General features: G+C 73.4%; 22 protein-coding genes. 6 read left to right on the forward strand and 16 right to left on the reverse strand.

Annotated features, from left to right (window positions below; all coding sequences use genetic code 11):
• Positions 1-804: C40 family peptidase (locus tag TOK_RS08910; protein ID WP_172457491.1), on the forward strand; the 804-nt coding region annotated here is incomplete at its 5' end.
• 7 nt (positions 805-811) lie between these two features.
• Here TOK_RS08910 and TOK_RS08915 read toward each other — a convergent pair.
• The 3 genes from TOK_RS08915 to TOK_RS08925 form a co-directional block, all read right to left on the reverse strand.
• Entirely contained in the window at positions 812-1,810 is a 999-nt protein-coding gene (locus TOK_RS08915) for a Gfo/Idh/MocA family protein (RefSeq protein WP_098957381.1), read from the reverse strand.
• 89 nt (positions 1,811-1,899) lie between these two features.
• Positions 1,900-2,460, reverse strand: a complete 561-nt coding sequence (gene thpR, locus TOK_RS08920) for an RNA 2',3'-cyclic phosphodiesterase (protein WP_098957321.1) — start codon at positions 2,458-2,460, stop codon at positions 1,900-1,902.
• Positions 2,461-2,532: 72 nt separating this feature from the next.
• Positions 2,533-3,468, reverse strand: a complete 936-nt coding sequence (locus tag TOK_RS08925) for a ribonuclease Z (protein ID WP_098957322.1) — start codon at positions 3,466-3,468, stop codon at positions 2,533-2,535.
• Positions 3,469-3,537: 69 nt separating this feature from the next.
• On the opposite strand from TOK_RS08925, the gene TOK_RS08930 reads away from it, so the two are divergent.
• Positions 3,538-4,863 (forward strand): serine hydrolase, encoded by a 1,326-nt coding sequence (locus TOK_RS08930; RefSeq protein ID WP_098957323.1) that lies wholly within the window; start codon positions 3,538-3,540, stop codon positions 4,861-4,863.
• On the opposite strand, the gene TOK_RS08935 is transcribed toward TOK_RS08930, so the two are convergent.
• The 9 genes from TOK_RS08935 to TOK_RS08980 all read right to left on the reverse strand — a co-directional run bounded on the left by TOK_RS08935 (position 4,815) and on the right by TOK_RS08980 (position 12,147).
• Positions 4,815-5,276, reverse strand: coding sequence for a (2Fe-2S)-binding protein (locus TOK_RS08935; protein ID WP_098957324.1), 462 nt, complete (start codon positions 5,274-5,276; stop codon positions 4,815-4,817). The genes TOK_RS08930 and TOK_RS08935 overlap by 49 nt on opposite strands.
• 2 nt (positions 5,277-5,278) lie before the next feature.
• Positions 5,279-6,055, reverse strand: a complete 777-nt coding sequence (locus TOK_RS08940; protein WP_098957325.1) for a xanthine dehydrogenase family protein subunit M — start codon at positions 6,053-6,055, stop codon at positions 5,279-5,281.
• A gap of 49 nt (positions 6,056-6,104) precedes the next feature.
• A complete protein-coding gene (locus TOK_RS08945; protein ID WP_098957382.1) occupies positions 6,105-6,851 on the reverse strand; it encodes an enoyl-CoA hydratase in 747 nt (248 codons plus the stop codon).
• On the reverse strand, positions 6,844-9,201 hold the full coding sequence (locus TOK_RS08950) for a xanthine dehydrogenase family protein molybdopterin-binding subunit (RefSeq protein WP_098957326.1): 2,358 nt from the start codon (positions 9,199-9,201) through the stop codon (positions 6,844-6,846). The genes TOK_RS08945 and TOK_RS08950 overlap by 8 nt, the downstream gene beginning before the upstream one ends.
• Positions 9,198-9,962, reverse strand: a complete 765-nt coding sequence (locus TOK_RS08955) for an SDR family NAD(P)-dependent oxidoreductase (RefSeq protein ID WP_098957327.1) — start codon at positions 9,960-9,962, stop codon at positions 9,198-9,200. Before TOK_RS08955 ends, TOK_RS08950 begins: the two co-directional genes overlap by 4 nt.
• A gap of 14 nt (positions 9,963-9,976) precedes the next feature.
• A complete protein-coding gene (locus TOK_RS08960) occupies positions 9,977-10,771 on the reverse strand; it encodes an MBL fold metallo-hydrolase (protein ID WP_098957328.1) in 795 nt (264 codons plus the stop codon).
• A complete protein-coding gene (locus tag TOK_RS08965) occupies positions 10,768-10,926 on the reverse strand; it encodes a hypothetical protein (protein WP_253258265.1) in 159 nt (52 codons plus the stop codon). Before TOK_RS08965 ends, TOK_RS08960 begins: the two co-directional genes overlap by 4 nt.
• A gap of 42 nt (positions 10,927-10,968) precedes the next feature.
• A complete protein-coding gene (locus tag TOK_RS08970; RefSeq protein ID WP_098957329.1) occupies positions 10,969-11,568 on the reverse strand; it encodes a TetR/AcrR family transcriptional regulator in 600 nt (199 codons plus the stop codon).
• A gap of 390 nt (positions 11,569-11,958) precedes the next feature.
• The gene (locus TOK_RS08980) at positions 11,959-12,147 is read right to left on the reverse strand and encodes a hypothetical protein (protein WP_098957330.1); all 189 of its coding nucleotides are present in this window, start codon (positions 12,145-12,147) and stop codon (positions 11,959-11,961) included.
• Positions 12,148-12,665: 518 nt separating this feature from the next.
• Here TOK_RS08980 and TOK_RS08990 point away from each other — a divergent pair.
• Positions 12,666-13,538: a serine/threonine dehydratase gene (locus TOK_RS08990; RefSeq protein ID WP_098957332.1), complete on the forward strand. Its 873-nt coding sequence runs from the start codon at positions 12,666-12,668 to the stop codon at positions 13,536-13,538.
• A gap of 19 nt (positions 13,539-13,557) precedes the next feature.
• Here TOK_RS08990 and gcvH read toward each other — a convergent pair whose 3' ends face one another.
• Positions 13,558-13,956: a glycine cleavage system protein GcvH gene (gene gcvH / locus TOK_RS08995; protein WP_098957333.1), complete on the reverse strand. Its 399-nt coding sequence runs from the start codon at positions 13,954-13,956 to the stop codon at positions 13,558-13,560.
• A gap of 307 nt (positions 13,957-14,263) precedes the next feature.
• Between gcvH and TOK_RS09000 the strand changes: the two genes are divergently transcribed.
• Genes TOK_RS09000 through panE form a run of 3 tightly spaced genes read left to right on the forward strand, consistent with a single transcriptional unit; the run spans position 14,264 to position 16,860 of the window.
• Positions 14,264-14,887, forward strand: coding sequence for a helix-turn-helix domain-containing protein (locus TOK_RS09000; RefSeq protein WP_253258266.1), 624 nt, complete (start codon positions 14,264-14,266; stop codon positions 14,885-14,887).
• 41 nt (positions 14,888-14,928) lie between these two features.
• The gene (locus TOK_RS09005) at positions 14,929-15,909 is read left to right on the forward strand and encodes an AIR synthase related protein (RefSeq protein WP_172457493.1); all 981 of its coding nucleotides are present in this window, start codon (positions 14,929-14,931) and stop codon (positions 15,907-15,909) included.
• A gap of 27 nt (positions 15,910-15,936) precedes the next feature.
• Complete coding sequence (gene panE, locus TOK_RS09010) at positions 15,937-16,860, forward strand: 2-dehydropantoate 2-reductase (protein WP_098957335.1); 924 nt, start codon at positions 15,937-15,939, stop codon at positions 16,858-16,860.
• Positions 16,861-16,882: 22 nt separating this feature from the next.
• On the opposite strand, the gene TOK_RS09015 is transcribed toward panE, so the two are convergent.
• The 3 genes from TOK_RS09015 to pgk all read right to left on the reverse strand — a co-directional run.
• Positions 16,883-17,926 carry an LLM class flavin-dependent oxidoreductase gene (locus TOK_RS09015; RefSeq protein ID WP_098957336.1) on the reverse strand — a complete coding sequence of 348 codons (1,044 nt, stop codon included), beginning with the start codon at positions 17,924-17,926 and terminating at the stop codon, positions 16,883-16,885.
• Positions 17,926-18,441, reverse strand: a complete 516-nt coding sequence (locus TOK_RS09020) for an SRPBCC family protein (protein ID WP_098957337.1) — start codon at positions 18,439-18,441, stop codon at positions 17,926-17,928. Before TOK_RS09020 ends, TOK_RS09015 begins: the two co-directional genes overlap by 1 nt.
• Before the next feature lie 175 nt (positions 18,442-18,616).
• On the reverse strand, positions 18,617-19,616 hold a 1,000-nt coding region (gene pgk, locus TOK_RS09025), incomplete at its 5' end, for a phosphoglycerate kinase (RefSeq protein ID WP_253258267.1).

Here is a 19,616-nt window from a genome sequence, read left to right on the forward strand (position 1 = left end):
CCGACCACGCTCACGCCCCTCGTCACGCGCGACGAGGCCGAGCCCGAGCTCGGACCCGGCCTGCGCACCCGCGGAGGTGGGCCGCGTCCGGCCGCCGGCCTCGGCAACGCGCGCCGCGGCCGGTCGACCCGCCAGCTCGCCGTCGTCACCGCGTCGGTGGCGTCGGTGGCGATCGTGGGTGCCGCCGCGGCGGCGGTGGTCTCGCTGTCGAGCGGGCCGTCGACGGCCGAGAACGCCTCCGCGGACCTCGACCTCGCCCACCAGGCCGGACCGCCTCCGGTGCCCGGCACGCCGACCACGCAGCACCAGCCGACGACGCAGACCCCACCGACGACTCCCGCCACGCAGGGCAACGGGCCCACCGCGTCCGACCGCGGCGGCAGCGGAACCGGAACCTCCACCCGGACCACGACCACCCGCCCCGCGACCGCCCGCGCCGTCCCCGTCGTCGGCGCCGCCGGCACGTCCGGCGCCGCGGCGCAGGCCGCGCTGCAGCAGGTCGGCAAGCCCTACAAGTGGGGTTCCACCGGTCCGTCGGCGTTCGACTGCTCGGGGCTCGTGTTCTACGCGTTCCAGCAGATCGGCGTGACACTGCCGCGCACGGCTGCGGCGATGTCGCAGGTCGGAACCCCGGTCACGAAGGCCCAGCTCGAGCCGGGTGACCTGGTGTTCTTCTACTCACCCATCAGCCACGTCGCGATCTACATCGGCGACGGCGAGGTCGTGAACGCGACGACCGACGGCGAGCCCGTGCAGGTGTCCCTGCTCAGCGACTTCCCCATGACGAGCGCACGCCGGGTCTGACCCGGGATCAGAGCTCCGCGGGACCCTCCTGCGGGTGGACGCCGAGCTGGTCGGCGACCAGGCCCATCACATCCTGCACCGCGATCGTGTCGGCCAGGGGCATGACCGCGCTCTCGGTGCGGCCGTCGCGCACGCAGACGCTGACCTCCTCCAGCTCGTGGAAGTAGCCGCCGCCGGTGGCGGGCGCGAGGAACTCTTCGGGGTCCTTCCCCGCACGATGCAGGACGACCCGGTCGGGATGGTGGAACCGCGGGGGGACGTCGATCCAGCCGTCGGTGCCCACCACCCGCGCCTGCCCCGGCGTCAGGCACTGGAGGCTGGTGAACAGCGACGCCGTCCGGCCGCCGGGGAAGGTGAGCAGCACGGATTCCTCGGTGTCGACGCCGGACGGTGCGAGCAGCCCGCGCGCGAGGACCGAGTCGGGCTCGCCGAGGACCATCTGCGCGAGAGAGATCGGGTAGACGGTCAGGTCGAACAGCGCGCCGCCCCCGACCGCGGGGTCGTAGAACCGGTCCGACGGGTCGTACGGCTGGCGGACGCCGAGATCGGCCTGCACGGCCCGGACCTCACCGATGGCGCCGTCGGCGATCAGCTCCCGGAGGCGGACGATCGCGGGCTGGAACCGCGTCCACATCGCCTCCATGGCGAACACCCCGGCAGCGCGTGCCGCGGCGACGACCTCGCGGGTCGCCGCCGGGGTGACGGTGAACGCCTTCTCGACGAGCACCGCCTTGCCCGCGGCGATCGCGGCGAGGGCGATGGCCCGGTGCTGCGGGTGCGGCGTCGCGATGTAGACGACGTCGACCTCCGGGTCGGCGAACAGCGCGCCGTAGGAGTCGTGCGTGCGGGCGATACCGTGCTCCGTCGCGAAGTCCGACGCACGTTGCGCCGACCGGGACGCGACGCCGACGGCCTCGGCGCCCTCCAGGTGGGCGAAGTCGCGCACCACCTTGCCCGCGATACGTCCCGGACCGACGATGCCCCACCTGACCGTGTCGACTGCCATGGTCGACATCCTGGCCCGATCGCCTGGTCGGGGCGAGTACTGCTCCACAGCTGTGGACGATCCTGTGGACAACTCGAACGAGTGTTCGACTAGTCGGCATCACCGAGACGCCACGTCGCCACCGTCTCGTAACGTGGCGTTCCACCGGGCCCCTTCCCCAGCCGGCTCCACACCAAACCCATCCAGGTGAAGGTTTCTTCCGGGCCGTTGCGCAGCAAGGGGTCGAGCTCCTCGACCGCGTCGCGGACCGACGCGGGCGGCCTCGCCGCCGCGAGCGTGAGGTGTGGCCGGAACTCCTTGTGTTCCAACGGGATCCGGGCTCGGGCGACCCCGGCCGCGAGGACGGCGGCGAGCCCGTGCAGTCGCTCACCGTCACCGCCGACACCCGCCCAGAGGATCCGATCGCCGAACCGGCCCGCGCCGTCGACCACCAGCCGCAGCGGGGCACCGCCCCGGGCGGCGGTGCCGAGCTGTCCCGCCAGGTCGTCGCGACGGTCGTCGGGGACCTCGCCGAGGAACGCGAGGGTGACGTGCCACCGCTCCGGAGCGACCCAGCGCAGCTCCGGACGGGTGACGCGGACCGGTGCGACGGCGGCGTCGAGCGCCCGGATCGTCGCCACCGACGGCAGCAGCGCCACGAAGAGCCGCATCAGCCACCCCGCCGGGCGCAGACGACCGCCGAGGTCGACATGGGACCGGGCGAGACCATGATCGCCGCGTTCTCAGGCCGACCGCGGCGGGCTCACGCGCCGGGGTGGCAGCGGGACCCGCATCAGGTCCGCGGCGACGACGGTGGGCCCGTCGAACACCTCGGCGGCCTCCGCGGCGAACGCGGCCGGGTCGCGGTAGCGCTGCGAGAAGTGGGTGAGCACCAGGGTGTCGACGCCCGCGCGGGCCGCCACCTGCGCCGCCTCCCGCGCGGTCAGGTGACCGAAGCGGTGCGCGAGATCGGCGTCGGCGTGCAGGAACGTCGACTCGATGACCAGCATGTCGACGCCCGCCGCCAGCGCCTCGACGCCCTCGCACAGCCGGGTGTCCATGACGAATGCGAACGACTGCCCCGGCCGCGGCGCGCTGACGTCCTCGACCCGCACGGTGCGCCCGCCGACGTCGAGCGCGCCGTCGCGGGCCAGCCGCGACACGTCGGGACCGGTCACGCCGGCCGCGGCGAGCCGCTCGGGCAGCATGCTCCGGCCGTCGGGCTCGTCGAGCCGGTAGCCGAACGACTCGACGGGATGGTCGAGCCGCCGAGCCGAGAGCGTGCCGAAGCGACCGGTGGCCAGCGGGCCGTCCGCCGACACCGGCTCCTCGCGCAGGTCGGCCACCTCGTGGAACGGCGTGGCGTGACGCAGCCGCTCGAACCAGTGCGCACCCGACGCCGGGTAGTGCGCGACGACGGGGTGCGCCACCTTGTCCAGCGAGAGCCGCTGGACGACTCCGGGAACGCCGAGGCAGTGGTCACCGTGGAAGTGAGTCAGGCACATCCGGGTGATGGCGCTCGATGCGACACCGGCGAACAACAGCTGCCGCTGGGTGCCCTCGCCGGGGTCGAACAGCAGCCCCTCCCGGTCCCAGCGCAGCAGGTAGCCGTTGTGGTTGCGGTGGCGTGTCGGCGCCTGGCTGGCCGTCCCGAGGACGACGAGCTCGCGGGCCGGCACGGGGCGAGCCTAGAGAGGCGCCGAACGGCCGTTCCGCGGGAGGGTGTTCGCGCGTAGTGTCGCGCCGCGATGGCAACGGCGACATCGACTTCCGCGCGGCTCGACGCGCTCGTGGGGGCGGCGGCAGGCTCGGGCGGTCCCGGTGCGGCGGTCGCGGTGACCCACGCCGACAGCGTGCTCTACGAAGGCTGTTTCGGGCTCGCCGACGTCGAGTGGCGCCAGCCCGTCACGCCGGAGACGATGTTCGGGCTCGGGTCGGTGACCAAGCCCGCGACGGCGCTCGCCGTGATGCTGACGTCGCGGGCGGGAATGCTCGACCTGGACTCGACCGTCGCCGAGCACCTGCCCTCCGTGGGTGGCCCCGGTGCGTCGGCGACGATCCGGCAGCTGCTCACCCACACCTCCGGCATCCCGAACTTCCTCGCCCTGCGCGGCTTCCGGGAGCGGATCGAGCCGCTGGTGCGCACGTCCGACGACATGCTCGCCGCCTTCGCCGCCGAGCCACTCGACTTCGAGGCAGGCACCCGCTGGGCCTACTCCGACTCCGGGTACCGGCTCCTCGACGTCATCCTGTCCGCGGTGACGGCCACCCCGTTCGACCGGGCGCTCGCCGACCTCGTGCTGCGCCCCGCCGGGATGGCGACGGCGTGCATCCCCGCCGACGACGCCGTCGTCCCGAACCGGGCCCGCGGCTATCTCCGGGACAACGGCGTCGTGCGCGTCGTCCCGCCGACGCGGACCGTGGTCAGCGGCGGCGCGGGCGGGCTGGTCGCGTCGTTGCGCGACATGGTGGCCTTCGACCGGGCGGTGCGCCGCAACCGGCTCGTCGACGAAGGCACCGACCGGAGCATGCTCGCGCCCGTCCGGCTGCAGTCCGGGCACAGCGAGGGCTACGGGCTCGGATGGGTGCTCAGCACGTTCCGCGGGGCGCAGGCCGCCGGGCACACCGGCGGGATCGGCGGCTTCTCGTCGATGTACGCGCGGTTCCCCCGTCTCGACGCCGGGGTGATCGTGCTGAGCAACGACGCCGGGTTCCCCGCGAGCCTGCTCGCCCACGAGGTGGCGGCCGTGGCGCTCGACCTCCCCGGCCCGGACGCCACCGACGGCTGCGGGCCGGCCCCGGCGCTGTGTGCGGGCCGCTACTCCGACGGCTGGTCCGAGGCCGAGCTGGTCGTCGACGGCGACACGCTGGTGCTGCGCGGCGAGGCGGGCGACCGCCGGATGCGCCACCGCGCGGGGCCGACGTGGTTCGACCCCGGCGATCCCGACGTCACGCTCGCGCTGGACCGGGTCGGGGCGACGGAGTCGGCGATCACCGTGCGGTACCCGTTCAGCTGGTGGACGGGCTACCGGGACCGGGCGGCGTCCTCCACCGCGTCGACGATGCCCGTGTAGCCGGTGCAGCGGCAGATGTTGCCCGACATCTCGGCGCGGATGGTCTCGCGGTCTGGGTCGGCGACGGTGTCGAGCAGGTTCACCGCCGTCATCAGCATGCCGGGGGTGCAGAAGCCGCACTGCAGGCCGTGATGGTCGGCGAACGCCTGCTGGAGCGGGTGCAGGGTCCCGTCCTCGCCCTCGAGGCCCTCGACCGTGCTGACGGTGCACTCCCGCGCCTGCACCGCGAACATCAGGCAGGAGCGGACGGGCTCGTCGTCGACGAGGACCGTGCACGCCCCGCATACCCCGTGCTCGCAGCCGACGTGGGTCCCGGTACGCCCGCACTGCTCGCGCAGCACGTCGGCGAGGGTGTGGCGGGGCTCGACGGCGAGATCGAACCGCTCGCCGTCGACGATCATCGTGATGTCCACACTCACCCCTGGATTCCGGCCGAGGCGAGTGCGCGCCTGGCCATCTCGATCGCGAGGCCGCGCCGGAAGTCGGCGCTGCCGTGCAGGTCGCCGGTCGGGGTGAGCTCGTCCCCGAGCGTCTCCGCCCCGGTCGAGCGTGCCCGGATCGGCACCGGCCCGACCCCTCCGACGACGATCCTGAGGTCGCCGTCGACCTCGGCGACGACGACGGTGACCAGCGCGAAGTCGCCGTGCCGGCGGGCGAACTCGGCGAACCCCCAGCGCGTCGGGACGGGGAAGTCGATGCCGGTGACCATCTCGTCGGGATCGAGCGTCGTCATCAGCGGACCGGCGAAGAGATCCTCGGCGGCGACCCAACGGTCACCGTCCGCTCCGGCAACGGTCACGGTCGCGCCGGTGGCGACGGCGACGACGGGCAGCTCGGCGGCCGGGTCGGCGTGGGCGATGCTGCCGCCCGCGGTGCCACGGGTGCGGATCGCGGTGTGCCCGATGTGCCGGGCGGCCTCGGCGAGCAGCGGGTGCGCTGTCTGCTCAGCCAGCGTCCTGTGCCGGACGAGCGCGCCGACGTGCACGGACCCGTCGTCGCACTCGAGGTCCGACAGGCCCTCGACCTTGTTGACGTCGACGAGCACCGCCGGGCGCGCCATCCGCAGCGCCATCACGGGCACGAGGCTCTGCCCGCCTGCCAGGATCTTGCCCTCGCCGTCGGCCTCGGCGAGCGCGGCGAGGACGTCGTCGACCGACGTCGGCCGGACGTACTCGAACGGCGCGCACTTCATCGTGACCTCCCCTGTGAGTGGCAATAGTCGCTATAGCGACTATTGCCACTCACAACCCTCGAAATACCGGCTTCCGCTTCTCCAGTCGTGCCGCACGGCCCTCGGCGAAGTCCTCGCTCGTCCAGCAGGTCTCGAACGCCTTCTGCAAGGCGGCGTCGGTCCCGGGGTCGAGGTCCGGCTCGAACACCGTGTTCAGAACCTGCTTGGAGTACGCCAGCGTCAGCGGAGCGAGGTCGGCCATCTGCTCGGCCCAGGCGATCGCGTCGTCGAGGTCGCCGAGGCGGTCGACCAACCCCAGCGCGTGGGCACGTGAGGCGTCGATCCTGTCCAGGCCCAGCAGGGCGGCGCGGGCGGCGCCGTTGCCCGCGAGCAGGGCGAACCGGCGGATCGTCCAGGGGTCGACGGCGAGTGCGTTGCCCGCGGTGGGGATCGCGAAGGCGGCGGTCGGGGCGGCGACACGGACGTCGCAGGCGATCGCGATCTGGGTGCCCGCGCCGATCGCGGGCCCGTTGACCGCGGCGACCACGGGGATCGGCGACGCGGCCAGCGTGTGCAGCATCCCGTAGAGCGCGTCGCGGAAGGTGTCGCCGTAGACGGCGTCGAGGTCGGCACCCGAGCAGAACGACGTCCCCTCCCCGGTGACGACGAGCGAGCGGGCGCCGTCGGCGACCGCGCTGGTCGCCGCCTCACGGATGAGATCACACAGTTCGATCGTCAACGCGTTGCGCTTGGCCTGCCGCTGCAGGGTGATCACGGCCGTCCGGCCGCGGTGGGACAGGTCCAGCAGCTCACTCACGATCGGGGCCTCCGTCTTCGTCGACAACACCGCGATCCTCTGCGGCCCGCCGCGCCGCCGTCCAGACCACCGACGGTGACAACGGCAACTCGTCGATCTTCACGCCCAGCGCGTCCGACACCGCCCCGGCGAGCACGGCGTTGGGGCCCAGCGTGCCGCCCTCGCCGACGCCGCGGACGCCCAGCGGGTTCGCCGCGGGCCGTTCGACGTGCCCGATCGTCATCTCCGGGATCTCCGCCGACGTCGGCATCAGGTAGTCGAGCAGGGTGCCCGTCGACAGGTTGCCGTCGTCGTCGTAGACGAGGTGCTCGTACAGGGCGCCGCCGATGCCCTGCGCGATCGAGCCGGCGATCTGGCCGTCGACGATCTGCGGGTGCATGGCGCGGCCGGCGTCCTCGACGCAGGCCCAGCGCAGGATGCTGATCGAACCGGTGGTGCGGTCGACCTCGACGGCCGCGACCTGCGCGCCCGCGGCGAACGCGCCGCGGATCGGGTCGTAGAACTCGGTGGCCTCCAGGCCGGGCTCGATGCCCTCGGGCAGCCGGTTGGACTCCAGGTAGGCGACGCGGGCGACCTCGGGGAGGCCGATCGTCACATCGGGCGACCCGGCGACCGCGATCACGCCGTTCTCGATGAGAAGGTCGGAAGGGTCGGCCTCCAGCAGGCCCGCGGCCAGGCGCAGGACCTTCGTGCGTGCCGCGAGCGCCGACCGGTGTGCCGCCCCGCCCCCGATCACCGCCTGCCGCGACGAGAACGCCCCGAACCCCCACAGCGACGCGTCGGTGTCGCCGATCCGGACGTCGACGTCGTCGTAGCCCACGCCCAGCGCGTCGGCGACGATCTGGGCGACCGTCGTCTCCAGGCCCTGCCCCTGCGACGTGACTCCGGAGAACACGGTGACCCGGCCGTCGGGGTTGATCCGGACGGTGCAGGCGTCGTGACCGGTCCGGAACGGCATCCGCGGCCCCGCCGACGCGGCGCGGCCCAGCCCGGTCAGCTCGTTGTAGCAGGCGAACCCGATGCCGATCTGCGGCTCGTCGGTGCCCCGGCGGCGCTGCTGCTCCTCGACCAGGTCGTCGTACCCGACGGCGTCGAGCGCCTTGGTCAGGCACTCGTCGTAGTGCCCGGAGTCGTCGACGAGCCGCGACGGCATCTTGTACGGGATGTCCTCGGGTCGGATGACGTTGCGCCGCCGGATGTCGACTCCGGTCATCCCCAGCCGCGCTGCGGCGTCGTCGAGCATCGTCTCCATCGCGAACACGCTCGCGGGCCGCGCGACGCCGCGGTACGGCCCGGACGGCGCGGTGTTGGTGGCGACGCCGCGCACCGTGGCGCGGTAGTGCGTCAGCTTGTAGGGGCCGGTGAGCAGGCCGCCCGCCATCAGCGGCTCGATGCCCGCCGTCCACGGGTAGACCGAGTAGGCGCCGACGTTGCAGGTGACGTCGGCATCGAGCGCGAGCAGGGTGCCGTCTTCCGAGAAGCCGGCAGTGAGCAGGTAGCGGTGGTCGCGCGCGTGCGTGGCCGCGGCGAGGTGCTCGACCCGGTCCTCCACCCACTTCACCGGCGTCCCCGGCATCTCGAGGGCGATCGCGCACAGCGCGACGTCCTCGGGGTAGAGCACGGCCTTGACCCCGAACCCGCCGCCGACGTCGGGCGCGACGACCCGCACGTTGCCCTCCGAGAGCCCCAGCAGCTCGGCGATCATGTTGCGCACCAGGTGCGGGACCTGGGTGCCCGACCAGAACGTCAGCCGCCGGTCGGCGGGGTCGAACAGGGCGACCCCGGCACGGCACTCCATGGGGTTGCCGGCGTGGCGGTTGGTGGTGAGCTCTCGCCGCACTGTCAAGAAAGCGCTCGCGAGCGTCGCATCCACGTCCCCGGCGTCGAACGTCCGCTCCAGCAGAACGTTGTCGGGCGCCTCGTCGTGGACCGGGCTCTCGGGAGGAAGCCACGCGCAGACGGTCGGCGGGAGGGGCGCGTAGTCCACCTCCACCAGTTCGGCACCGTCCTCGGCCCGGTAGCGGTCCGTCGCGACGACGGCCGCCACCGGCTCCCCCTGGAACCGCACCTTCCCCTCGGCCAGCGCGGGCTGACCCGTCTCCACATAGGACGGCAGCGCGCTCTGCGCCCGCAGCACGATCCCGCCCAGGTCGGCCTGGGTGAACACGCGGTACCCGGCATCACGTGCCGGACCGGCGTCGAGCGTCGTGATCCGCGCGTGCGCGATCGGGCTGCGCACGAACGCGACGTGGCGCATCCGTGGCAGCTGCAGGTCACCGACGAACCGGCCGCGCCCGGTGACCAGGCGGCGGTCCTCCTTGCGCGGCGGCGAGGTTCCGAGGGAGCTCACGGCATCGCGTACCCGCCGTTGACCGAGACGACCTGACCCGTCGTCCACGACGACAGCGGCGAGGCCAGCAGCAGGACCATCGGCGTCACGTCGTCGGGCGTCCCGAGCCGGCGCAGCGGGTACATCGAGAGGATCCTGCGCATCTGCTCGTCGTCGGCGCCGCCGGAGTGGGCGTCGATGTTGTCGGTGCGCACCAGCGCCAGCGAGACGGCGTTGGCCCGGATTCCGTTGCGCGCCAACTCCTTCGCGAGGGAGCGGGTGAGGCCGACCGTCGTCGAGCGGGCGGTGGCGGTGACCAGCAGCCCCGACTCGCCGACGCGACCCGAGTCCCCCATCAGGTTCACGATCGCGCCCGAGCGCCGCTCCGCCATGCACGTCGCGACGGCGTGGGTGACCTGCAGCGTCCCGGTGACGGTGACGTCGACCTGCGGGGCCCAGTCGGCGGGCGTCGACTCCAGGAAGCGCTGCTTGCGGGTCGCCGCGGAGTTGTTGACCAGCACCCCGATCGGTCCGACCTCCGCCTCGACGCGCTCGACCATCGTCGTGACCGCCGCCTCGTCGCGCAGGTCGGCACGGACGGCGATCGCCTTCACCCCCAGCTCGCCCGCCTCGGCGGCCGCCTTCTCCGCGCCGTCGGCCGAGGAGTGGAAGTGGAACGCGACGTTCGCGCCCTCGGTGGCGAAGGCCAGCCCGATCGCGCGGCCGAGTCCCTGACCGGCGCCGGTGACCAGCACCGTCGTGCCGGCGAGTCCGAGATCCATGCTGTGCCTCTCCTCTAGAGGGAACGGAACCGGCGGTCCCCGTCGATCGTCACGACGCGACCGAACCGCAGTCCGGGGAAGTGGGCACCGACGACCAGGTCCGGCCCGTCCCGGACCTCGTCGGCGATGGCGTTGCGGGCGGCGCTCGCGGCGACGGGGTCGACGTCGAACACCGCCTGCCAGTCGGGCTCGGCCAGCTCGACGACCGAGTGCACGACGTCGCCGAGCAGCAGCGCGCGCTGCCCGTCGTCGCCCGAGAGCACGTAGACCGTCGAGCCCGGGGTGTGGCCGGGCGTGTGCCGGGCGTCGAGACCCGGGGCGATCGTGTCGTCGGCGTCGAAGGGCGCCAACCGGTCGCGCAGCGGCGCGAGCTTGCGGACGGCGCCGGGCGCGGCCTCGTCGGACTCGACGAAGTGCGCCCAGTCGGCGGCGTGCACGCGGTAGGTCGCGTTGGGGAAGACGATCTCGCCCTTGCGGGTCGCCCAGCCGACGTGGTCGAAGTGCAGGTGGGTGAACAGCACGTCGGTGACGTCCTCGGGCGCGACGCCGTGGCCGCGCAACGAGTCCAGGAAGTCCCCGCCGGTGTAGCTGTCGTTGCTGATCCCGCCGACCCCGACGTCGACGAGCACGACCCGGTCGCCGGTGCGGATCAGGAAGCCACCGAGGTCGAAGTGCAACCGGCCGTCGGCCTCGACCTGGCCCGGGTGACACGCCCACGGGTCGTCCACACCGGGCCGGGTCAGTGCGTCCGACCTCTCGTGGCCGACCCCGTCGAGGACGGGCTGGACGTCGATCGAACCGATCTTCACGAGGACTCCCCTGTGAGTCGTTGCTGCAGGGCCGAACCGGTGCGGGGTATGTCGTCGGTGACGACGAGCTCGGCGGGAACCTTGTACGACGACAGCCGGTCCCGGCACACGGCGAGCACCTTCTCGGCGTCGAACGACGACGCGTCCCGCGGCACGACGACGCCTCCCTCGGTCCACCCGAAGCTAGCTAACGCTCGTTAGTGCCGCAAGTCCTGCCCCCCTCGGGCGATCGTGACCGCGAAGTCCGCGTACTGCTCTGCGACCTCCGCCGCGTCCAACGGGCCGTCGTCGGAGAACCAGCGCGCCACCGACACGCACATCTCCCGGATCGCGAACGACGCCAGCCGCGGTGACTCGACGGCGAACACCCCGGCGTCGACACCCTCCGTGATCAGTGCACGGACCGCATGCTCGTGCTCGCGACGGCGCTGCTGCAGCTCCGTGCGGTGCGGCTCCTCGATGCTCCCGGTGTCCCGGTTGACGACGAGCGCCTCCCGCCGGTGCGTCGCGTGCCGGAACGCGTACACCCGCGTGGCCCGGCGCAGCCGCTCGACCGGGTCCTCGACGCCCTCGACGGCCTCCCGGAAGTCGGCCAGCACCGCCGCCGTCGTCCGGTCCACGATCACGAGCAGCAGGTCGTGCTTGGAGCGCATGTGGTTGTACAGGCTGGGCGTGCGGATCCCCAGCGCCTCGGCGATCTGGGAGAGCGCCGTCCCGTGGTACCCGCGCTCGGCGAAGAGCGTCAACGCCGCATCGACGACGGCCTCGCTCGTCACCGTCGCCCGCGCCGTCGTCACGTCGACAACGGTAAACGCTCCCCGGGACCGACGGCGGCGCAGCAACCCTCTACCGAGCTCGACGCCAGGCCGGCTCTCCGTGTCCACGAACCAGGCCGTCGTCGGGCCCGGCGCATCTGCGAGGCGGCGCACCGCCCGATCGACGTGCTCGTCTGCACCGCGGGGATCATCCGGCCGGCGAGCCTGCTCGACACGACCGACGACGACAGGGCCGCGATGCTCGGCGTCCGTGCGAGGCGTTCGGGAGGCCGGCCGCCGGAGCAGGCAGGACCCTAGGCACACGCGCGCGCGGGTCCGGGCGACCCGGACACGACGATGACCGCGTACGTGACCCGGTGCGGTCACGACGCGGTCGTCCTTGCCGGCCGGGAGTCCCGGCCGCCGTGCGGGTCAGACCTGGCCGGGTACCTTCAGGCCGAGCATCGCGAGCAGCTCGCGGCAGTCGTCGGCGTCGGCGGACTGGGCGGCGACGACACGCGCTGCCTGCCGGTCCTGGGCCTCGAAGCTGTCGCGCTGGGCGTTCTGGGAGTCCGCCCACTCGCCGGTGACTCGGTTGGTGTGACCGCGCAGTGCTGACATAGACGTCCTTCGGGGCGGGGCCGCCGGATCGACGGCCGATGAACCAGACGGCAACCCGGGCCGGCGGACCGGCACACAAGGGGCGTTGCCCGCCCAACCTGACCTGCCCAATCTAGCCCTGATCAGGCCCTCGTGCCGGATTCGGACGTTCGGACCGGCCGAACGGTCGGCCGGTCCAGGCGGCGTCGGCCGATCTCCGGGGCCTCACCCGTCGATGGCCCGGCCGACCGCGGCGACCCCCTCCGGACCGGGCGGGACGACGCTCCGGCGCCGACGAAGCCATGCGCGAGCGCGCCGCCGTAGCGGTGGCCGTGCCCGGCAGGGAGGTCGCGCGCGCCGGGGACGCTGCCGGTGACCTGCCAGAACGACACCAGCGGCAGTCAGGGCCCGGGCCCGGCAGGGGCGACGAGCAGTCCGCGGCGACCAGCGGCCGACGGGGTCGTCGGCGTTGAGGACGGTCGTGGCGTGCGGCGGGGCGGGGTCGTCGACGCGTCACGCGGCGGGCGCATAGTTGACGAGTGACCCCCACGTCCGCCGACGTCGCCGCCGCGGCGACCCGGATCGCCCCGCACGTCCGTCGCACCCCGTTGTTCGCCGCCGAGGTCGACGGCCGCCCGGTGCTGCTGAAGCTGGAGCACCTGCAGCGCAGCGGGTCGTTCAAGATGCGCGGTGCGACGAACGCACTGCTGTCGGGCGAACGGCCCGACCGCGTGGTGACGGCGTCGGGCGGCAACCACGGCCTCGGGGTCGCGACGGCGGCGGCGCGGCTCGGGATCCCGGCGACGGTGTTCGTGCCGCTGCCCGCGCCGGAGGCCAAGGCGCGCCGGATCGAGGCGGCCGGGGCGAAGCTGGTCCGGCACGGCGCGACCTACGCCGAGGCGGCCGCCGCGGCGCACGCGGAGCCGGGCCGCTACCTGCACGCCTACGACCAGCCTGAGGTCGTCGCCGGTCAGGGCACGGTCGCGGCGGAGATCGTCGCGGCGGCCCCGGACGTCGACGCGATCGTCGTCGCCGCGGGCGGTGGCGGGCTCGCGGCAGGGACGACGCTGGGCGCGGCAGGGCGCCGCACGGTCACCGTCGAGCCGGAGCGCTGCCGGGCGGTGCACGCGGCGTTGACGACGGGCGAGCCGGTCGACGTCGGGATCGACTCGGTCGCGGCCTCGGCGCTGGGGGCGACGCGGATCGGCGACCTCGCGTTCGGTCTGCTCACCGCGGCCGACGCGGTGCCGCTGCTGGTGTCGGACGCGGAGATCGTCGCGGCGCGGGACCTGCTGTGGGAGGAGTTCCGGCTGCGTGTGGAACCCGCCGCGGCGGCGCCGTTCGCGGCCTGGCTCGCCGGCCGGATCCCTGCGGAGCGTCCGTGCCTGGTGCTGTGCGGGGCCAACGACTGACCGGCCGGCCCCGCACGCCTCACTCGGTGTTCGCCGCCCGGTAGGCCTCGGCGGTGAGCAGGTCGCCGAGGGCGGTGACCTCGACGGCGAAGAGCCAGCCCGCTCCGTAGGGGTCGGTGCCGACGACGGCGGCGTCGTCGACGAGCGCGGTGTTGACCTCGGCGATGGTGCCGGTGGCCGGGCTGTAGAGCTCGGACACGGACTTGGTGGACTCGATCTCGCCGCAGGGCTCGCCGGCGGTGACGGCGGCGCCGACCTCGGGAAGGTCGACGTAGACGATCTCGCCGAGCGCCTCGACGGCGATGGCGGAGATGCCGACGCGGACGGGGCCGGCCGGGGCGTCGGACCCGGGGGCGACGTCGATCCACTCGTGTTCGGCGGTGTAGCCCAGCGAGTCGGGGAGCGCGATCTCGGACAAGGCGGTTCCTCTCGGGAGCGGCCGCCGGGCCTTGGGGAGCGGGGCCGGCCGGCGCGGACGTGCGAGTGCGGCGGCATCCTACGAGACGTCCGCGCACGCCGTCCGGAGAGGACGGGATGCGGCCGCAGCGGTCCGGGCTGCACGGATCGCAGCGGTACCCGCTGCGCCGAATGCCACACCTCGGTTCCCCACATGAGGTGACGACGCCGCAACGTCAACCCTTCGGACGTCTCGTCTTCGCCTCGAAGTCGTCCACGATAGGCGGAAGGCGTTTATGATGCTGTACGGCTCGAGCGACGGAGGACACATGGTGGCCACCCCGGACATCCGCGGTGACAAGTCCGATGTCGTCGCGAGCTGGGAACCCATCGTCGGCGCCATCGGTCCGAAGGTCCGCGAGGTCCGCCAGCTCCTGGGTCTGTCGCTGCAGCAGCTCGCCGGCCGGTCCGAGGTCTCCGCGGCCGCGATCCACAAGGTCGAGCGCGGCGACATGGTTCCCACGATCACCACGCTGCTCAAACTGTCGTCCGCGCTCGGTCGCCCGATCGGGTTCTTCGTCGACGACGCCGACTGGGCCGGCCCCGTGGGCGTCCACATCCGCGGCACCGATCGTCCCCCCGCGCCGCTCGACTGGGCTCCCGAGGTCGCCGGGGTGAACGCGAGCGCCATCGCGGTCCCCAACGAGCGGCTGCGCGGCAGCGGGGTGTGGGCCGAGATCGAGCCCGGTGGCGCCAGCGGCGACGGCCGGTCCGTCCGCTCCGGCGAGGAGCTGGTGCTCGTCGTCTCGGGTGTGCTGGCCGTCGACATCGCCGGCGAGCGCTACCGCCTCGAAGCGGGCGACTCGCTGCATTTCCCGGCCGACCGGCCGCATTCCTGGCAGAACCCCGGCCCCGACGCCGTCACGGCGGTGTGGTGGCTGCTGCGCAGCTGACCCGCGGCTGCGAGAGCACTAGCAGAAGGCACGATACGTACGTGAAGCAGGACGAATCCCTCGACGAGCTCGTCGAGTCGGTGCTGACGAACCCCGGTCTGAAGGCCAAGGCCGACATCGCTGTCGTCGGCGAGGTCCTCGGCGACACCGACTGGGTCGCCGGGCCAGGTGACGACGGCGCCGTCCTGCCGCTCGCGCCGACGGTCGACTCCACCGCCGGCGTCGTGGTGTGCGGCGAGGCGATCCTCCCGGCGTTCGTGAAGGCCGACCCGCGCGGCGCCGGGTTCGCCGCGGTGCTGGCCAACGTCAACGACATCGCCGCGATGGGCGCCGAGCCGATGGGCATCGTCGACACCATCGCGACGTCGCCGGAAGCGGCGCAGCTCGCACTCGCCGGAATGCGCACCGCAGCCGCCCTGCTCGACGTGCCGATCGTCGGCGGCCACCTGACCGCGCACGACGGCGAGCCGTCGATCTCCGCGTTCGCGGTCGGTTCGGTCACCGACCCGGCGCTCGCGCTGTCGGTCACGCGCGCGGAGCCGGGTCAGTCCCTGGTCGTCGCCGCGGCCACGACAGGCACGCTCAACCCGAGCTTCCCGTTCTTCCGTGCGTTCGAGGACCGCGGCGAGCGCTGCGCCGGCGACGTCCGGCTGATGCCGAGGCTGGCCCGCGAGGGTGTCGTCGCCGCCGCCAAGGACATCTCGATGGCGGGGCTGGTGGGATCGCTCGCGATGCTGCTGGAGGCCCGCGGGCTGGGCGTGACCGTCGACGTCGACGCCGTCCCCGCGCCCGAGGGTGTGCCGTTGACGCGCTGGTTCAACTGCTTCCCGAGCTTCGGGTTCCTGCTGTGCGTGCCCGCGGGCCGCGAGCAGGAGTGTCTCGACGCCTTCGCCGAGCGCGACCTGGCGGCGGCCGTCGTCGGCACTCTGGACGATTCGGGCGAACTGGCCCTTCGTCGCGGTGACCAGCGGCAACTCGTCCTGCGGCTCGACGAGTTCCTCGTCACCGGACTGCCCCGGTAGGCCTCGCCGCGGGTCTACGTTGACCCGGTGAAGATCCTCGTCCTCGGCGCCGGTGCCGTCGGCGGTTACTTCGGTGGCCGGTTGGCTTCCGCGGGACGCGACGTCACCTTCCTCGTCCGGCCGCCCCGCGCGGCACTGCTCGCCGAGAACGGGCTGCACGTGCGCAGCGCGTACGGCGACGTCGACGTCCCCGCACCCTCGACGGTCACGGCCGACGCCGTCGAGGGGCCCTACGACCTGGTGATCCTGAGCGCCAAGGGCTACGACCTCGACTCGGCGACCGACGCGATCGCGCCCGCCGTCGGCCCCGGCACCGCCGTCCTCCCGCTGCTCAACGGCATGCGCCACCTCGACCTCCTGGAGGCCCGCTTCGGGGCGGGCTCCGTCCTCGGCGGGATGTGCCTGATCTCGACGGTGCTGCGCCCCGACGGTTCCGTCGACCACCTCGGCGAGCCGCACTCGCTGGTGCACGGTGAACGGGCCGGTGGCCGATCGGCGCGGTCGGCCGCGGTGCAGGAGGCTCTGGCCGGCGCGGGTTTCGACGCGGTCGAGTCCGACGACGTCCTGCAGGACATGTGGGAGAAGTGGGTCTTCCTCGCGACGGCCGCGGGCACGACGGCGCTGATGCGGGCCGCGATCGGCGACGTCGTCGCCGCGGGCGGGACCCCGCTGATCGAGCGGCTGCTCGACGAGGTCGCCGGGATCGCCGAGGAGCAGGGCCGGGCGCCGCGACCGCCCGCGCTCGCGCAGATCCACGGGACGCTCACCCAGGCCGGGTCACCGATGACGGCGTCGATGTTGCGCGACATGGAGTCCGGCGCGCGGATCGAGGCCGACCACGTGCTCGGCGACCTGCTGGCCCGCGCCGGCGACCGCCCGGTCGACGTGCTGCGCACCGTGTTCGTCGCCGCGAAGTCCTATGAGGCCCGCCGGACTCGTGAGCGGCCGTAGCCGCTCCGCCGACCATCGCCGCTCACGGGAGCTCGCGGACCAGTTCGATCGCGCGGGCGAGGGTCGTCAGGCGGGCGTCGAGGTCGTCGCCCGCCGGGTAGAGCCGGACGGTGTCGACACCCGCGTCGTGCCACACGCGTAGTCGCGCGCGGACCATGTCCTCGGTGCCGATGAGTGTCGTGGCCAGCACCATGTCGTCGGTGACGAGCGCGGCGGCACCGTCACGGTCACCCGCCTGCCAGCGTTCCCGGACCGCGGCGGCGACGTCGGCCCAGCCCTGCCGTCCGTAGGCGGCGTTGTAGAAGTTCGTCGACGCCGATCCCATGCCGCCCAGGCTGAACGCCAGCCCGCGCCTGCGGTCGTCGACGATCGTGGCCAGCTCGCCCTCGTCGGCGGCGAAGCACACTTCGGCGCCCTGGCAGACGTCGAGATCGGCGCGGGTGCGCCCGGCCACGGCCAGGCCGGCGTCGAGGTGGGCGAAGTAGGCGTCGGGGGCGCCCTCGGGGACGAAGCTGGTGCCGAGCCAGCCGTCGGCGAGCTCGCCGGTCAGCTCCAGCATCCGTGGCGACATCGTCGCGAGGTACAGGGGGACGTCGGGGTTGGCTGCGGCCGAGAGCCGCATCGGGCGGGACTCGCCGGGCAGCGGGATCGTGTACGCGCGACCGTCGTGGCGGATCCGGTCACCGGCGAGCGCGCTGCGCACGATCTCGACGGTCTCGCGCAGCCTGGTCAGCGGCCGGGCGAACGCCACCCCGTGCAGGCCTTCCAGCACCTGCGGCCCGGAGGCGCCGAGCCCGAGCAGGAACCGGCCGCCGCTCATGTCCGCCAACGTCGACGCCGCCTGCGCGACCGCCACCGGTGAGCGGGTGCCGACCTGCAGCACCCCCGATCCCAGCAGCATCCGGTCGGTGCGGGCGGCGAGGAACCCGAGGGCGGACACGGCGTCGGAACCCCAGGCCTCGGCGACCCAGCAGACGTCGAGCCCCAGCTTCTCCGCCTCGACGACGAACTCGACGGTCTCGCGCCAGCTCCCGCCCGAGGCCTCGATGGTCGTCGCGGTGCGCATCAGCCGCAGATCGCCTCGGCCCGCTCCTTGATCCCCGACAGGGTCCGGGAGATGCCGGCCTCGAACTCGCGGAGCCGGCCGAACACGATCTGCTGCTCCTTGTCAGGCATCTTCTCGATCGCGGGTGTGAGCCCGGAGCGCCCGGGCCCGAGCTGCGCCCGGTAGGTCAGCCAGGTGCCTCCGTCGACACGTTCGAGGGAGAACCGCCACACGGCCGCCGGGTCGTCGGGGTCGCCCACCGCCCAGGCCAGGGCGGTCGGCGCGGCGCACTCGACGATCGTCGACGTCGTGGACCAGGTGCCGATCGCAGTGTGCTCGCTGTGCCCGACGAAGCGCGCACCCACTTCCGGAGTGGTGGCACCGTCGCACCATTCGATCGCCTGCAGCTCGTCGCTGAGTGCCGGCAGCCCCTCGAGCGCGGTGACGACGCCCCAGACATGCTCGGCCGAGGAGTCGATCCAGATCGTGAGCTCGACGGTCGGCGCGTCGGCGTACCTGGCCCCGGTCCACTCCATGACGGACAACGGTATCCGCCGACGCCGTCCCCGACCAGGGCCGATGCGCACGTCGACGCCACGGCCACGCCCTCTCGACGCGACGGCCCCGGACGTGGGCACACAGAGTCCGCAGGGGTGGACGACCGAGGGGGCCGGACGACGCATCGCCCGGCCCCCTCGAACTCTCGGGACGTCAGTCCGCCAGGACCGCGAGCCCCGGCAGCGTCTTGCCCTCCAGGTACTCCAGCGACGCACCGCCGCCGGTGGAGATGTGGGAGAACCCGTCGTCGGGCAGGCCCAGGACCCGCACCGCGGCAGCCGAGTCACCGCCGCCGACGACGCTGAACGCGCCCGCGGAGGTGGCGTCGACGATCGCCTGCGCGACACCGCGGGTGCCCTCGGCGAACGCGGCCATCTCGAACACGCCCATCGGGCCGTTCCAGAAGATCGTCTTCGCGCCGTCGAGCGCCTTGGTGAAGACGGCGACCGACTCGGGGCCGACGTCGAGGCCCAGCCAGCCGTCGGGGATCGCGTCGACCGGGACGACCCGGGTCTGTGCGTCGGCGGAGAACGAGTCGGCGACCACGACGTCGACGGGCAGCACGATCTTGCCCGACTCGAGCAGCGCCTTCGCGTTGTCGATCTGTTCCTCCTGCAGCAGCGAGGCGCCCACCGAGTGCCCCTGCGCCGCGAGGAAGGTGAAGCACATCCCGCCGCCGACGACGAGCGCGTCGACCTTGGGCAGCAGGGCCTCGATGACGGCGATCTTGTCGGAGACCTTGGAGCCGCCGAGCACGACCGCGTACGGCCGGACGGGGTCCTCCGACAGCCGGGCCAGCACGTCGGCCTCCGCCGCGACGAGCGCGCCGGTGTAGGAGGGCAGCCGCGTCGCGACGTCGTAGACCGACGCCTGCTTGCGGTGCACCACGCCGAAGCCGTCGGACACGAACGCGCCGTTCTCCCCGGTCAGGGCGACGAGCTCGTCGGCGAAGGCGCCGCGCTCGGCATCGTCCTTGCTGGTCTCGCGGGTGTCGAAGCGGATGTTCTCCAGCAGGACGACACCGCCGTCGGCGATCGCCGGCACCTCACCCGGCGTCGCGAGCACGACGGACCTGCCCAGCAGCTCCGCCAGCCGCACCGCGACGGGCGCGAGCGAGAACTGCGGGTCCGGACCGTCCTTCGGACGGCCCAGA

It is taken from the genome of Pseudonocardia sp. N23 (genome assembly GCF_002583555.1).
Lineage (GTDB): Bacteria > Actinomycetota > Actinomycetes > Mycobacteriales > Pseudonocardiaceae > Pseudonocardia.